At 70.3% G+C, this 14,659-nt stretch carries 12 protein-coding genes; 5 read left to right on the forward strand and 7 right to left on the reverse strand.

What is annotated here, in order from left to right:
• Positions 1-19: 19 nt before the first annotated feature.
• Entirely contained in the window at positions 20-790 is a 771-nt protein-coding gene (locus tag GTY96_RS18995; protein ID WP_143904702.1) for a sporulation protein, read from the reverse strand.
• A gap of 201 nt (positions 791-991) precedes the next feature.
• On the opposite strand from GTY96_RS18995, the gene GTY96_RS19000 reads away from it, so the two are divergent.
• The 4 genes from GTY96_RS19000 to GTY96_RS19015 all read left to right on the forward strand — a co-directional run bounded on the left by GTY96_RS19000 (position 992) and on the right by GTY96_RS19015 (position 7,120).
• Positions 992-2,083, forward strand: coding sequence for a Gfo/Idh/MocA family protein (locus tag GTY96_RS19000; protein WP_255442526.1), 1,092 nt, complete (start codon positions 992-994; stop codon positions 2,081-2,083).
• A 91-nt stretch (positions 2,084-2,174) separates the two neighbouring features.
• A complete protein-coding gene (locus tag GTY96_RS19005) occupies positions 2,175-2,582 on the forward strand; it encodes a PaaI family thioesterase (protein ID WP_143904701.1) in 408 nt (135 codons plus the stop codon).
• A gap of 253 nt (positions 2,583-2,835) precedes the next feature.
• The gene (locus tag GTY96_RS19010; protein WP_143904700.1) at positions 2,836-4,029 is read left to right on the forward strand and encodes an efflux RND transporter periplasmic adaptor subunit; all 1,194 of its coding nucleotides are present in this window, start codon (positions 2,836-2,838) and stop codon (positions 4,027-4,029) included.
• Positions 4,030-4,048: 19 nt separating this feature from the next.
• A complete protein-coding gene (locus GTY96_RS19015; protein ID WP_161665454.1) occupies positions 4,049-7,120 on the forward strand; it encodes an efflux RND transporter permease subunit in 3,072 nt (1,023 codons plus the stop codon).
• A 46-nt stretch (positions 7,121-7,166) separates the two neighbouring features.
• Here the strand turns inward: GTY96_RS19015 and GTY96_RS19020 are convergent, their stop codons facing one another.
• The 6 genes from GTY96_RS19020 to GTY96_RS19045 are packed head-to-tail and all read right to left on the reverse strand — an operon-like array spanning position 7,167 to position 13,035.
• Positions 7,167-8,177, reverse strand: coding sequence for an MlaD family protein (locus GTY96_RS19020; RefSeq protein WP_143904698.1), 1,011 nt, complete (start codon positions 8,175-8,177; stop codon positions 7,167-7,169).
• Complete coding sequence (locus GTY96_RS19025) at positions 8,170-8,913, reverse strand: ATP-binding cassette domain-containing protein (protein ID WP_161665455.1); 744 nt, start codon at positions 8,911-8,913, stop codon at positions 8,170-8,172. Before GTY96_RS19025 ends, GTY96_RS19020 begins: the two co-directional genes overlap by 8 nt.
• On the reverse strand, positions 8,910-9,656 hold the full coding sequence (locus tag GTY96_RS19030) for an MlaE family ABC transporter permease (protein ID WP_143904696.1): 747 nt from the start codon (positions 9,654-9,656) through the stop codon (positions 8,910-8,912). Before GTY96_RS19030 ends, GTY96_RS19025 begins: the two co-directional genes overlap by 4 nt.
• Positions 9,653-10,444 (reverse strand): MlaE family ABC transporter permease, encoded by a 792-nt coding sequence (locus GTY96_RS19035; protein ID WP_143904695.1) that lies wholly within the window; start codon positions 10,442-10,444, stop codon positions 9,653-9,655. The genes GTY96_RS19030 and GTY96_RS19035 overlap by 4 nt, the downstream gene beginning before the upstream one ends.
• Before the next feature lie 7 nt (positions 10,445-10,451).
• Positions 10,452-11,102 (reverse strand): ATP-binding cassette domain-containing protein, encoded by a 651-nt coding sequence (locus GTY96_RS19040; protein ID WP_255442525.1) that lies wholly within the window; start codon positions 11,100-11,102, stop codon positions 10,452-10,454.
• 52 nt (positions 11,103-11,154) lie between these two features.
• Positions 11,155-13,035, reverse strand: a complete 1,881-nt coding sequence (locus tag GTY96_RS19045) for a putative metal-binding motif-containing protein (RefSeq protein ID WP_161665456.1) — start codon at positions 13,033-13,035, stop codon at positions 11,155-11,157.
• Positions 13,036-13,258: 223 nt separating this feature from the next.
• Here GTY96_RS19045 and GTY96_RS19050 point away from each other — a divergent pair, with 223 nt between their 5' ends.
• On the forward strand, positions 13,259-14,659 hold the full coding sequence (locus tag GTY96_RS19050; protein WP_161665457.1) for a TolC family protein: 1,401 nt from the start codon (positions 13,259-13,261) through the stop codon (positions 14,657-14,659).

The following is a 14,659-nucleotide window of genomic DNA, read 5'->3' on the forward strand; positions in this document are numbered from 1 at the left end:
GCGCCGGGCCTTCCGGCTTTCAGGCCCGGGAGCCCAGGTGCGCCGCCAGCCGCTCCGCGACCGCGTCCGTCCCCTGGGACAGCTCGGTGGACGACAGGCGCAGGTGCTCGCGCCGGCCGTCCTGGGGGGACATGCCCTCCAGCAGGGAGGTCAGGCCCCGGGGGCCGCGGTCCAGGTCGAGGATCAGCTCCAAGCCGTCCTCCTGGGGAAACGGCAGGAGGGCGAGCGTGCGCGGGGGCCCCTGCCACGCGGGGCCCGCGTCGAACTCCAGCTCCTGCACGAAGGGCTCGTCGCGCCCGAGCGGGGGGCCGGCCTCGCACCAGGCGTTCCTCCACTGGAAGCCCAGCTGCTGGACGGCGTCGAGCACGGTCTGGAGGAACGCGTGGGGCAGGACGTGGATCCGGTCGCTGTCCTCGGGGTTGAGGGCGTTGTCGATGTCGAGCGCCGTCTTGATCCACACCGGCGCGCCGCGCTCGGTGATGGGGGTGTGGGCCGGCACGCGCAGCGAGAACGGCAGCTCGCGCTCCTCGCGGGGCTGGAGGGTGAAGGGGTTGGCGATGCGCCAGGTGCGCACGATGGCGTTGAGCGCGCTGCGGCGGTCATTGTCCCGCTGGAGGTACTGCGCCATCAGGTGCAGCTCGATGCGGTCGATCCGCTGGGGCGTGTGGCCGCCCTGGACGAAGACGAGCCCGCGCAGGTCGCCTCCGGCGCGCACGGTGTCGTGCTCCAGGCGCGTGTCCACGCGGGCGCTGCCGATTCCCATGCGGGCGAGCAGTTTCTTGAAGGCCATGGGCTCCTCGGGGATGGGCGAACAGGGGACGACATAGGACGGGGGTGGGCTCGGCGAAAGCCGTGGGGGCCCGCCTGCCTGCCCTTCATGCGGCCCGCGCACCGGAGGAAGGGGCGCGGCTTGCGGCGTGGCCCGCCGCGTCACCAGCGTAGGGTCACTCCACGGGAGAGGTGCATGATGGCACAGGGGACATCCAGGCGCGTGAGGTACGCGGTGGTCGGGGCGGGCAACCTCGCGCAGGTGGCCATCCTCCCGGCGTTCCAGCACGCGGCGGAGAACTCCGAGCTGGTGGCGGTCCTCTCGTCCGACAAGACGAAGCGGGATGCGCTCCAGGCCCGCTACGGCCTCCAGCAGGTGGCCGGCTACGAGAACTTCGAACAGGTGCTGCGCGACGCGAAGGTGGACGCGGTCTACATCGCGCTGCCCAACACGCTGCACCGGGCGTTCACGGAGCGCGCCGCGCGCGCGGGAGTCCACGTCCTCTGCGAGAAGCCGATGGCCACGTCGGTGCAGGACTGCGAGGCGATGATCCGCGTCACGAACGAGAACGACGTGAGGCTGATGATCGCCTACCGGCTGCACTTCGAGGAGGCGAACCTCCACGCCATCGAGTGGGTGCGCACCGGGAAGCTGGGGGACCCGCTGCTGTTCTCGGGGACGCTGACGCAGCAGCTGCGCGAGGGCGACATCCGCAGGAGCGTGGAGTTGGGTGGCGGGGCGTTGCTGGACGAGGGGCCCTATCCCATCAACGCCGCGCGCTTCCTGTTCCGCGACGAGCCGCGTGAGGTGTTCGCGTTCACGAGCGGCGGCCGGGACGGGAGGTTCCACGGCGTGGACGCGTCCGCGTTCGCGATGATGCGCTTCCCGAAGGGGAGGGTGGCCACCTTCGGCATCAGCCACGAAGCCTCCGCGGTGTCGAGCTACCGGCTGGTGGGGACGCAAGGGGACCTGCTGGTGCTGCACGGCTTCGGTTACGGCTCGGACATCGAGCATGTCCTCACGGTGGGAGGGGAGACGCAGCGGCGGACGTTCAAGAGCAGCGACCAGTTCGCGCCGGAGCTGATCTACTTCTCGAAGTGCGTCCTGGAGGACCGGGAGCCCGAGCCCAACGGCATCGAAGGTCTGGCGGACGTGCGGGTCATCGCGGCGCTGCAGGAGTCGGGGCGGACGGGGCGGCCGGTGAAGCTGGCCCCCTTCGAGAAGCCGAAGCGCCCCACGCTGGGCCAGCTCATCGTGAAGCCGCCAGTGGAGCCGCCTCCGCCGGTGAACGCGCCCGCGCCCGTGCAGGGGTAGCCCGGCCCCCCGGATGATTTGGGTGGCGCCGACCGCCCCAGGGGGGAAGATCCCGGACGGGATTTCCCCCTCGCGGTTCAAGGAGCACGCAGTGGACGACCTCCAGGAGTTCGCACGTCAGGTGTTCGCATCCCAGCCCTTCAGCCAGTTCCTCGGAGCGCGGCTCGCGAGTTCAGGGCCAGGCACCGCGGAGCTCCGGCTGCCCATCGTGGACCACCTGAAGCAGCAGCACGGCTTCGTGCACGGGGGCGTGCTCAGCTACCTCGCGGACAACGCCATCACGTTCGCGGGAGGGCTGGCGCTGAAGGGCAACGCGCTCACGTCGGAATACAAGATCAACTATCTGAAGCCCGCCGTCGGGTCGCTGCTCATCGCCCGCGCCCACGCGAAGGGGGCCGGAAAGCGGCAGGCCGTCTGTCAGTGTGAGATCTTCGCCGTCAAGGATGGCGAAGAGAAGCTGTGTGCGATTGCGCAGGGCACCGTGGTCTCGGCGGAGTGACACGGGCCCCGCGGGGCATCCGACATCCGCATCCAAAAGAGGCGAGTTCACGACTCCGTATTCCTGGTGATGCGGACCCCCAACCAGTGTCTCGTTTGACAAGGAATCCAGGGCCTTCTTCCTGGTTTCCCCTGACAATCCCTTGCGTTCGAACCCGACGCGGAGAGTCCACAGGGCGAATGCATTTTCAAGAGCGCATGTCTCGGGTGAATCCGCTACACGGCCGCGCACTCCATTCCCTTGAGCGGACTCGATGCGTGCCTCCGTCACCGACCCTTCCCCTGAAGTCCTCCCCCCCTCTCCCGCCCCCGGTGGCAGCAGCCGCAAGCGGTGGATCCTCGGCATCCTGGGGCTGCTCGCGGTGGTCGGCGTGCTCGCCGGCATCAAGGCGGCGCAGATCGGCGCGATGATCCAGGCGGGGGCCTCGTTCGCGGCCCCTCCCGAAGCCATCACCTCCGCGAAGGCGGAGCCCCTGGATTGGGAGGCCACCCGGAGCGCGGTCGGGACGGTGCTCGCGCTGCGCGCGGTGACGCTGGGCTCCGAAATGTCCGGCATCGTCCGCGACATCCGCTTCGAGAACGGCGCCTGGGTCAAGAAGGGGCAGGTGCTCGTGGAGCTGGATGCCTCCAGCGAGGCGGCCCAGTTGATGGGCGCGGAGGCGGAGGCGGTGCTGGCCCGGAGCACGCGTGCTCGCATCCAGAAGCTCCACGAGCAGGGCGCCAACACCCCGTCGGACCTGGAGTCCGCCGAGGCGCGGGCGGTCCAGGCCGAGGCGACGGTCGCCAACCTGCGAGTCCTGATCTCGAAGAAGATCATCCGCGCGCCATTCGATGGCCGCATCGGCATCCGGCAGGTGGAGCTGGGGCAGATCGTCTCCCCGGGGAGCCCCATCGCCTCCCTCCACTCCATGACCCCGGCGCTGGTGGAGTTCCTCCTCCCGCAGCAGGTGCTGGCGGAGGTGAAGTCGGGCCAGAAGGTGCGCGTCCATGTCGACGTGTTTCCGGGGGAGACGTGGACGGGGGAGCTGACGACCATCAACCCGGAGGTCGAGCTCTCTTCACGCAACGTGCGCATGCGCGCCACCGTGCCGAACGAGGACGGGCGCCTGATGCCGGGGATGTTCGCCCGGGTGGAGGTCGTCGCGGGAGAGCGCCGTCCGGTGGTGGCGATTCCGTCCACGGCCGTGCTCTTCGCGCCCTACGGGGACTCGGTGTACGTGATCGATGAGGTCAAGGACGCCGCGGGCAAGCCGGGCCTCGTGGCGCGGCAGCGGTTCGTGAGGCTGGGGGAGCGGCGGGGAGACCTGGTCGCGGTGATGTCGGGGCTGAATGGGGGCGAGTCCGTGGTCAGCAGCGGCGTCTTCAAGCTGCGCAACGGCGCGGCGGTCATCGTCAACAACGCGCTGGCGCCGCCCATCGAGTCCGCGCCCCAAGTCGTGAACCCGTAGTGGATCGGACGGCGAACCCATGAACTTCACCGCCCTTTTCATCCGACGCCCGGTCGTGGCGCTGGTGGTCAACCTCCTCATCGTCATCGCGGGCCTGCAGGCGGTCCGTGCGCTCAACGTGCGGCAGTACCCGCGCAGCGAGAACGCCGACATCACCGTGACCACGGCCTACGTCGGCGCCAACGCGCAGCTGGTCCGTGGCTTCATCACCACGCCGCTGGAGCGGGTCATCGCCTCCGCGGACGGCATCGACTATCTCGAGTCCCAGAGCCTCCAGGGCGTCTCCATCATCCGCGCCCGGCTCAAGCTCAACGCGGACGCCAACCGCGCCCTCAGTGAAATCAGCTCCAAGGTCGATCAGGTGCGCGGCGACCTGCCTCCCGAGGCCCAGGTCCCCGTGCTCAACATCGAGTCGGCGGACAGCCAGTTCGCCGTCGCGTACCTCAACTTCACGTCGGACGTCCTGCAGCAGAACGAGATGTCCGACTACCTGGTGCGCGTCGTGCAGCCGCGCCTGTCCGCGGTCGAGGGCGTGCAGCGCGCGGATCTCCTCGGCGCGCGGACGTTCGCGATGCGGGTGTGGATGAAGCCGGAGCGGATGGCGGCGTTCAACGTCAGCCCGACGCAGGTCCGGCAGGCGCTCGCGACGAACAACCACCTGGCGGCGGTGGGCCAGACGAAGGGCTCGCTCGTCCAGGTGAACCTGACCGCGAACACGAACCTCCGCACCGTGGAGGAGTTCCGGCAGCTCATCGTGCGGCGGGATGGCGGCGCGGTGGTGCGCCTGTCGGACATCGCGGACGTGGTGCTGGGGGCGGAGGACTACGAGAGCGACGTCACGCTCAGCGGGAAGACGGCGGCCTTCATCGGCATCTGGTCGCTCCCGAACGCCAACTCGCTGGAGGTCATGCAGCGCATCCGGGTGGAGCTGGCGGCCCTTCAGCGGGACATCCCGGAGCAGCTCCACGCGAGCATCGCCTTCGACGGCACGGAGTACATCCAGAACGCCATCGACGAGGTGGTGAGCACGCTGGGCGAGACGCTGCTCATCGTCGTGCTGGTCATCTTCCTCTTCCTGGGCTCCGCGCGCTCCATCCTGGTGCCCGTGGTGGCCATCCCGGTGTCGCTCATCGGGACGGTGTTCCTGATGCAGGTCTTCGGCTTCACGGTGAACCTGCTCACGCTGCTCGCGGTGGTGCTGTCGGTGGGGCTGGTGGTGGACGACGCCATCGTCGTGGTGGAGAACGTGGAGCGCCACCTGCGCAAGGGCTTGAGCCCGGTGGACGCCGCCATCCTGAGCGCGAAGGAGCTGGTGGGGCCCATCATCGCGATGACGCTCACGCTCGCCGCGGTGTACGCGCCCATCGCCTTCCAGGGAGGGCTCACGGGCTCGCTGTTCCGTGAGTTCGCGCTCACCCTGGCGGGGGCGGTGACGCTGTCGGGCGTGGTGGCGCTGACGCTGTCGCCCATGATGTCCGCGACGCTCCTGCGCGCGGGCCACGAGGACCAGGGCTTCGCGGGGGTGATCAACCGCACCTTCGAGCGGCTGCGGGCCGCGTACGCGCGCACCCTGGAGAGCACCCTGCGCGCCCGCGGGCCGGTCTACGCGGCGTGGGCGGTGCTGAGCCTGCTCGCGCTCCTGATGTTCACGCAGTCTCCGCAGGAGCTTGCTCCGACGGAGGACCAGGGCATCGTCTTCGGCATCGTCAACACGCCGTCCAACTCCACGCTGGAGCAGCTGTCCCCCTCCATCCGGGAGGTGAGCAAGACGCTGATGGAGATGCCGGAAGGGGCGTTCATCTTCCAGATCATGAGCCCCGGGAGCGGGTTCTGGGGTCTGGTGCTGAAGCCCTGGGAGCAGCGCAAGCGCTCCTCGGCGGAGGTGCTGGCGGAGACGCAGGAGCGGGTGGCCGTCCTCCCCAGCGTCCAGACGTTCGCCATCCTCCCGCCCGCGCTGCCGGGCGGCGGCAACTTCCCGGTGGAGGTCGTCATCGCCTCCACGGCGGAGGCGGAGGAGCTGCTGGGCTTCGCGGAGCAGCTCCAGGCGAAGGCGGCGCAGAGCGGGTTGTTCGCCTTCCCGCCGCTCATCGACGTGAAGTTCGACCAGCCCCAGTCGGAGGTCGAGATCGATCGCGAGAAGGTCGCGCAGCTGGGGCTGAACCTGGGGACGGTGGGGCAGGACCTCAGCGCGGCGGTGGGCGGCAACTTCGTCAACCGGTTCAACGTCGCCGGACGCAGCTACAAGGTCATCCCGCAGGTCGAGCGGGGCTCACGGCTCAACCCCGAACAGCTCCAGGACATCCACGTCACCGGGCCGGACGGACAGCTCGTGGCGCTCTCGTCGTTCGCCACCCTCCGGGACACGGTGGCGCCCCGGTCGCTCAACCGCTTCCAGCAGCTCAACGCGGTGAAGCTGAGCGGCGTGGCGATCCGGCCGCTGGATGAAGCGCTCGGCTACCTCGAAGCGGAGGCCGCGAAGATCCTGCCCCAGGGCTACAGCCTCGGTTACACGGGGGAGTCCCGGCAGCTGCGGGTGGAGGGCAACAAGTTCCTCCCGGCCTTCATGCTCGCGGTGGTGTTGATCTTCCTGGTGCTCGCGGCCCAGTTCAACAGCTTCCGGGATCCGCTCATCATCCTCGCGGGGTCGGTGCCGCTGGCGCTCTTCGGGGCGTTGTTGACCACGTTCTTGCGGATGCCGAACCCGACCATGCCGTTCTTCACGGACAGCTTCACCACCACGCTCAACATCTACTCGCAGGTGGGGTTGGTGACGCTGGTGGGGTTGATCGCGAAGAATGGAATCCTCATCGTCGACTTCGCCAACCGGCTCCAGGAGGAGGGGAGGACGAAGATCGAGGCCGTGAAGGAGGCCGCGTCCGGCCGGCTCCGTCCCATCCTGATGACGACCGTCGCGACGGTGGCGGGCCACTTCCCGCTGGTCCTGGTGTCGGGGCCGGGCGCGGCGGCCCGAAACAGCATCGGGCTGGTCCTGGTGACGGGCATGGCCGTGGGCACGCTGTTCACGCTCTACTTCGTGCCGGCCATCTACATCCTCATCGCCCGCACGCGGACGGCGGTGGCCAGCCAGTAGCGGTCCCGGCGTCGAGCGCCGACGGACCCCGGTTCGTCGGCGCTCCTCAGTCCTTCCAGAGCATCTTCCAGGGGTGCTTGCGCAGGTCGGTGACGAGCGTGCGCAGCTCGTCATAGAGCGCGGGATCCTTGAGCAGGGCGCCGCCGGTTCCCTCGCCCGCGTCCAGCCGTCCCAGGACCCGGTCCGCCTTCGCCGCGATCTGCTCCAGTTGCCCCGCGGCCACGGTGAACCGCTGGAGGGCCAGCTTCACCTGCTGGCCGTCCTCGGGGGTCAGGGGCCCCGTCACCGCCGCCAGCCCGTCCAGGGTCGTTCCGGCGGACTTCGTGAGCCCCGGGAGGTCCTTTCGCATCACCGCCGCCACGGCCGAAGCATCGTCCAACAGGCGGGCTCCCTTGCCTCCGGGCTGCATCGACTCCTTGGCCAGCTGCGCGAGCTGCCGCAGGTCCTTGGACGCCGCCGCCAGCTCCGAGGCCAGGACCTTCACGTCGCCCTTGTTCTCGCTCAGCACCTCGTCCAGCGTCTTCGCCAGCCTGGACACGTTGGCCGCGAGCCCCGTCACCGCTTCCGGATCCTTCTCCAGCATCTCCGACAACATCGTCACGAACCGGGAGAGCTGCTCCGACAAGAGGTCCAGGCGCGGCGCATCCACGCCTCGCACGGCCTCCGACTCGGGCAGGGGCGCGGCGGCGTTGCCTGGATTCAGTTCCAGGTAGGGCTCACCCAACAGGCCCACCGTCGCCACCGTCACGCGGGCATCCCGGCGCAGCGCGCCCCGGGCCGCGGGCTCCACCGACAGGTCCATGCGGACGGGCAGGGGGACTCCCTTCGCGTCCCGTCGCTCCGGGAGCAACTGGATGGCGTCCACCTTGCCCACCTGGACGCCGCCCAGCTTCACCGGCGCGCCCTTCACCACGTTGCCCGTGTGCGCGAAGTCCACCTCCAGCCTTCCGCCCCGGCCCAACGTCAGCTCCCCCATCAACCACAACAGCACCAGCACGCCGACCACCGTCGCGAGCACCAGCGCCCCGACCTTCAACTCCAGCCGTTGCTCATCCATCCGTCGCGCCCTCCATGAACGGCGCCGTCAGGGTCCGCAGCTCCGGGGCAGGGGACCGGAGAAAGCCCTCCGGGCTCCCCAGGTACGCATTCCGCCCCTTCGCCACCACCAGCACCCGGTCCGCGATCTCCCTCAGCTGCCGGTAGTCATGTGACACCACCAGCGCCCCCAGGCCCTGCGCCTTCAGCGAAGCCAACACCGCCTCCACCTGCGTCGCCGCCCTCCGGTCCAACCCCGTCGTCGGCTCGTCCAGCAGCAGGTAGCGCGGCTCGAGCACCAACGCCCGCGCGATGGCCGCGCGCTTCTTCGCCCCGGGGCCCAGCTCCGGCGGCAGCCGGTCCGCCCACTCCTTCAGCCCCACCTGCTCCAACGCCGCCTCCACCGCGTCCTCCGGGGCCCTGGGCGCCGCGAGGCGCACGTTCTCCCGCAGCGTCCGCCAGTCCAACAGCGCGGGGCCCTGCACCAGATACGGGGCCCGTCGGCGGATGCCCACCAGCGTCCGCTCCGCCTGCGTGTCCACCCGCTCCCCGAACAGCGTCACCTTCCCGGCGTCGGGCTTCAGCAGACCCACCGCCAGCCGGCACAGCACGCTCTTTCCAGAGCCGCTGGCCCCCACGATGAAGGTCAGCTCGCGCGTGGACACCTCCGCGCTCAGCCCCCGCAGCACGGGGCGGCCCTGCTCGAAGGCAATCGCCACGTCCTCGAAGACCAGCGTGTCCGGACCGGTATCGCTCACAGGCGCACGAACTGGAACGCAAGCGACACCGTCAGGTCAATCAACAGACATCCCAGACTGGCCGCCACCACGCCTTCGGTGGTCGCGTGCCCCACCGCCTCCGCGCCCCCTCGCGCCTTCAGCCCCGCCACCGCCGCCGCCAGCGGGATGTACAGCCCGCACCCCAGCACCTTCAGTCCTCCCACCAGCAGATCCCAGCCATCCACGTACCTCGCGTCCATGAACGCCCGTCCGTCGATGCCCAACGCCAGGCTCGCCACCAGCACCGCCGACGCCGTGGCCGCCAGCGTTCCCAGCACGCCCAGCAGCGGCACCCCCACCACCCCCGCCACCACCCGGGGCGCCACGAGGTCCGCGTAGGGATCCCCCGCGGACATCTCCAGCGCCTCCACCTGCTCGTTCACGCTCATCGTGGCCAGCTCCGCCGAGTGGCTGGCCCCCGCTCGCGCCGCCGTCAGCAGGGCCGACACCGCGGGCCCCAGCTCGCGCACCAGCATCTCGAAGTAGGCCGGACCCAGCACCGCCACGTTGCCGATCAGCTTCTTGGCTTGCGCGTTGGCGATCATCACCAGCACCGCCCCGAAGAAGGCCATGCCGGACGTCACCAGCCACACGCTGCGCCCGCCCAGCTCGTGCACCTGGGCCAGGACCTCCCGGAGGGGCACGCCCTCCCGCGTGCCTGCACGGACCGTGCGCGCCAGCATCACCCCCGGCGCGCCGAAGAAGGACAGCACGCGCCTCATGACAGCCACCGGGAGAGGACCGTCGTCAGCAGGAAGTCCAACAGGAAGATGGCCGCGCAGCCCAGCACCACCGCGCTCGCCGCAGCCTCGCCCACCGCGCGGGCCCCTCCCTTCGCCCGGAGGCCCACCGCCGTGGACACCAGCGAGATGGCCAGCCCGAAGGCCCCGGTCTTCAACACGCCCCCCAGGATGTCGGACGGGCTCAGCAGGTCCGCGAACGTCCCGAAGAACACCCGCACCGGGAGGTCCAGGGTCAGCTTCGCCGCCACCGCCTCGCAGAGGATGGCCACCAGGAACGTGAACGTGCTCAGCGCCAGCATGCTCACCTCCATCGCCACCACCCGGGGCGCCACCAGCAGCGCGAACGGATCCAGGCCGATGCCGCGCAGGCCTTCAATCTGTCCGCCCACCTTCAGCGTGGCCAGCTCCGCCGCGTTCCTCGCGCCGATGCGCGCCGACATGATCAGCCCCAGCAGCAGCGGGCCGAACTCCCACAGCACGCCATACCCCGCCGCCCAGCCCAGGAACGCCCGCGCCCCGAAGCGCTGGATGTAGAGCACCGCCTGCACCACCACGATGACGCCCGCCAGCGCCGCCGTCGCCGTGGCCAGGGGCAGCGATTCGTAGCCGAACTGGACCAGCCCTCGCGCCAGCTCGCGGCGCTCCAGCCTCCGCAGCCCCCACGCGGTCCGGCCCGCGACCAGCGCCAGCGCGCCCACTCCGCCCACCGCGCGCATCGCCGAGCGTCCCAGCCAGGCCAGGGCGGCGGTGCTCACGGGTGACGCCATGGGGGACTCATGCAAGGGCCTCGTCCGGCGCCTGCTCGAGCTCCGGCGCCGGGGCCCCATCGTGCACCAGTCCGCCGCCTCGCAGATACAGCCAGCGGGGCAGGGGGAGATCCACGGGTGCTTCCGGCGCGGCCACGAGCAGCGTTCCCTGGCCGGCGACCTCCAGCAGCACGCGGGCCACCTGCCTCGCGGTCCCTGGATCCAGGCCCGCGAACGGATCATCCGCCAGCAACACGGCGGGCCTCGCCGCCAGGGCCCTCGCGAGCCCCGCGCGCTTCTTCATGCCTCCGGACAGCCGCTCCGGCAGCGTGTCCGCCGCGTCCGCGAGGCCCACCGAGCGCAGCACCGCGTCCGTGCGCTCGCGGGCCTCGGGTTCCGGCACGTGCCTGCGCAGCAACGGCTGCATCACGTTCTGCCGCACCGTCAGCGAGTCGAAGAGCGCGTCCGTCTGGAACACGAAGCCGAACGACGCCTGCTGCCTGCGCCGCTCCTGCGCCGTGAGCCTCGCGACGTCCTGACCGTCCCATGTGACGCGGCCGGAGGAGGGGAGCAGCAGGCCCGCGAAGGCCTTGAGCAGCGTCGTCTTGCCCGAACCCGAGCGCCCGAGGATCAGCGCCTGCGTGCCCGGAGGCAGATGGCAGTCCGTGGGTTTCAGCACGGTCCTGGCGCCGTAGCGGAGACCGAGGGCTTCGGCGCGCAGGTCCATGACGCTAGGGGCGGTTGAAGAACTGGTAGGTGCCCAGATTTCCGGCCGCGCCAATCCTCGTGGGCGACGTGCCGTCGATGGAGCGCAGCGAGGGGGTCCCCGTGTAGGCGGTATCCCAGCGCGTACCGTTGAAGAACTGGATCGTGCCTGCGCCGGTCGTCACATAGACCGCGCGCTGCCCGAAGGCCACCACGCCGGTCGGGTTCCCCTCCGACGGAGGGAGGGATTGGCGTTGGCTCCAGACCCCGTGGTTGCGCTCCAGGAAGGCGCCGTTGTCACCCACGGCATAGGCGTAGTTCGCGTTCACCACGTACACGCCGCGCAGGTAGCCATTCGGGATGCCCGCGGGCAGCGTTTCATTCACCCACGTATTGTCCGCCGGGACATAGCGAAGGGCCTGGAACAGGAAGGGAGTGCCGTTGTTGTCGCGGGCGCCCACTGCCAGCAAGGTGTCAGGCCCTGTGGTCCCGTGCACCGCGCGGAGGTTGATCCCCGTCTTCACGTTGAGGACCGGCGCATCCGGAGGAGTCCATCGATAGATGAAGCCATTGCTTGCCACCGCATAGAGCGTCGGCGACCCGCCGTCTGTCGAGTCGAAGCCCACGAGGCCATTGAACGGCACATTGTTTTCGGGCTGCGTGGAGATCACGGTGCAGTCAGTCTGCGTGGGGCCCTTGCTGGCCAGCCCGCCCCCCTCGCCGGCCAGGAACAGCGTTCCCCCGTCACTGACCCAAGCCGCATTCCACGTGCCAGTGCAAATGGAGGACGTCATGCCCCCGTCGATCTGGATCTTCAGCACATTGTTCGCGGTGGCCGGCAGTGGCGCGGCTTCGCCCGCGAGCCAGGCCACGTTCCGGCCCACGGCGATGGCATTCCACTTGGGTTGACCCGCGTCCCCCGGACTCCCCGCCCACGCCAGGGAACAGGGGCTCACGTCGTCCACGGCGTTGTTACAATCATTGTCCATCCGGTCGCAGACCTCGGGCAGCCCCTTCGCCATGTACACGGAGCTCTCGTCGCAGTCGGTGTACTCAGCCGTCGTGCCCGGCGGGGGCGGTCCGCACGTCACACCACCATCCGCTCCCGCCTTCCCATCCCCGTCTTCATCGAAGAAGTAGGCGGTGGGCTGGATGGTGCTGAAGCACGTGACGCCGCCATCCGTCATGTCGCAGGTGTTCGCTCCCGGGCACGCGAAGGCATTCTTGCATTCGCCGTCCAAGGCGAAGACCTCGTCGATCTGGTCGTTGCAGTTGTCGTCCTTGTTATCGCACCGGAACTCCTCCTGGTCCGGGTGGACGAGCCTGTCGCGGTCATCGCAGTCCCCCGCACGGGAGGCGCTGGTCAGCGCGGGCCGCTCACAGCTCGGCGCGGAGGGATCCAGATACTTGTTGCCGTAGCCGTCGCCGTCCTCATCCGTGTACCAGACCTTCGGCCCGCCCACGGCCCCGTTCTGGTCGTCGCAGTCCGTGCCGCCACTGGACGTGCTGACGAAGCCGTCGTCATCGGCGTCCACGGCGCGCAGGGTCAGCTCCACGGGATCGGAAACGCCCTTTCCCGGAATCTCCGCATCCGCCACCGCCTCCGCGACCTGCGCGCCGTCACAGCCCTGCTCGCGCGCCACGGCGCGGAGCCGCACGTTCTGGCTCCAGCCGGACTGCCGGAACACCGCCACGGACAGCGTGCCCTGGCGCTGGCCCGCGGGGACCTTCACGGTCGCCACCGTGTGGCGCGCCACGTCGTCCCGGTCGCTGGCCTCCAGCGTGACGCAGCCGGGACGAAATGATTCGTAATGGATCTTGATGCTCAGCGCCCCAGCCTTGAGGTCATCGCCCTTGGAGCACCCCACCCAGGCCACACCCAGCACAGCGAGCAGGAATAAACGCATCGGACACGCATTCTGGGGCGCGCCCCCCACACCCGGAGTGGGGCGACTGTCGCCACCGTCGGCAGTTGAACCCAAGAGCCTTCTTCTCGACCTTTAAACGCGCCGCGGAGGCATCGTCCAGACACGCTCCGCCATCTGCCCCCCGGATGACGTCTTCCGTGCTAGGGCCGCTGACCTCTCAACATTGGCCCCGCCCCATCGGCCCCGCTCCATCGCACGACATATGCCCACCGTCCGCCGTGCCCTCCTCGCCGCGCCCCTGGGTGCATGCCTCTGCGCATGGGCCCCGGACGCGCTCGCCCAGACGCCCCCCGGGGCGGACCCGGGCCCCGCCATCGAGTCGCCCGCGAGCGCCTTCCCCAAGCCCCAGCCCCCGGACTCCGGCGCCGCCCCCATGACGCTGGAGCGCGCCGTGGAGCTCGCCTCCGAGCGCAACGAGGCCGTCCTCGCCGCGGGCCAGGTCGCCGAGGCCGCCCACGCGCGCGTCGCCCGCGCCCGCGCCTTCTTCCTGCCCACCCTCACCGCCGGTGGCACCTATACGCGCCGCCTGCGTGAGTCCACGCGAGAGGTGGGCGGACAGACCGTCGTCCTCCAGAAGTTCAACGCCCTGGGCGCCGCCTTCACCGGCCGCGTGACGCTCTTCGACGCGCGCGGTTTCCCGCTCTACAAGGCCGCGAAGCTGGAGAGCGAGGCGTCCAAGCTGGACGCCGTGGAGGCGCGGCGGCAGGTGGCCTTCAGCGCCGCCAACGCGTTCCTGGTCACCCTGGCCAACCAGCAGGTGTATCAGGCCGCCGAGCAGCGCCTGTCCTACGCGCGCCAGAGCCTGGAGGACGCCAGGGCCCGCGCGAACGCGGGGCTCGCCAGCACCAACGACGTCACCCGCGCGGAGCTGGAGCTGGCCACGGCGGAGTCCAACCTGGCCGCGGCCCAGGGCACCGCGGAGACGAGCCGCCTGGAGCTGGGCTACCTCCTCGTGGAGCCCGTGCAGGGACAGCTCGCGCCGCCGGAGCCGCTGCTCGCGGACGCCGTGCGCCCCGCGCCCCCCCTCGACCTGCTCACCCAGGGCGCCACGGACCGGCGGCCGGACATCCTCTCCGCGCGCCTGCGCGTGCGCTCCCTGAGGGAGAACGCGAAGGAGCCCCTGGCCCGCCTGCTGCCCTCATTGGGTGCGAGCGCCCAGTACCGCCTGACGAACGAGGCGGGCCTCAACGGCAACGTCGGCGATGGTTTCCTGGCCGTGGACCTCACCTGGACCCTCTTCGATGGCGGCACCCGCTACGCCGAGCGCCACGAGCGCGTGGCCAACGCCAACGCCGCGGAGCTGAACACCCAGGCCGCCACCCGGCGCGTGCCGGTGGACATCGAACAGGCGCGGGTGAACCTGGAGACGACCCGGGCGGCGCTCGCGCGCAGCGAGCAGGCCGCCCTCGCCGCGCGGAAGAACGCCGCGGAGACCGGCATCCTCTACCGCCAGGGCCTGTCCACCGCGCTCACGCTGGCGGACGCGTCGCTCAGCCTCTTCGAAGCGGAGGTCGCGCTGGCGCAGAACCGCTACAGCCTGGGCGTGGCCCTGCTGGGCCTCCGGGCCGCTGTCGGACTCAATCCCCTTGGGAAGGAACCGTGA

It is taken from the genome of Corallococcus silvisoli (genome assembly GCF_009909145.1).
Lineage (GTDB): Bacteria > Myxococcota > Myxococcia > Myxococcales > Myxococcaceae > Corallococcus > Corallococcus silvisoli.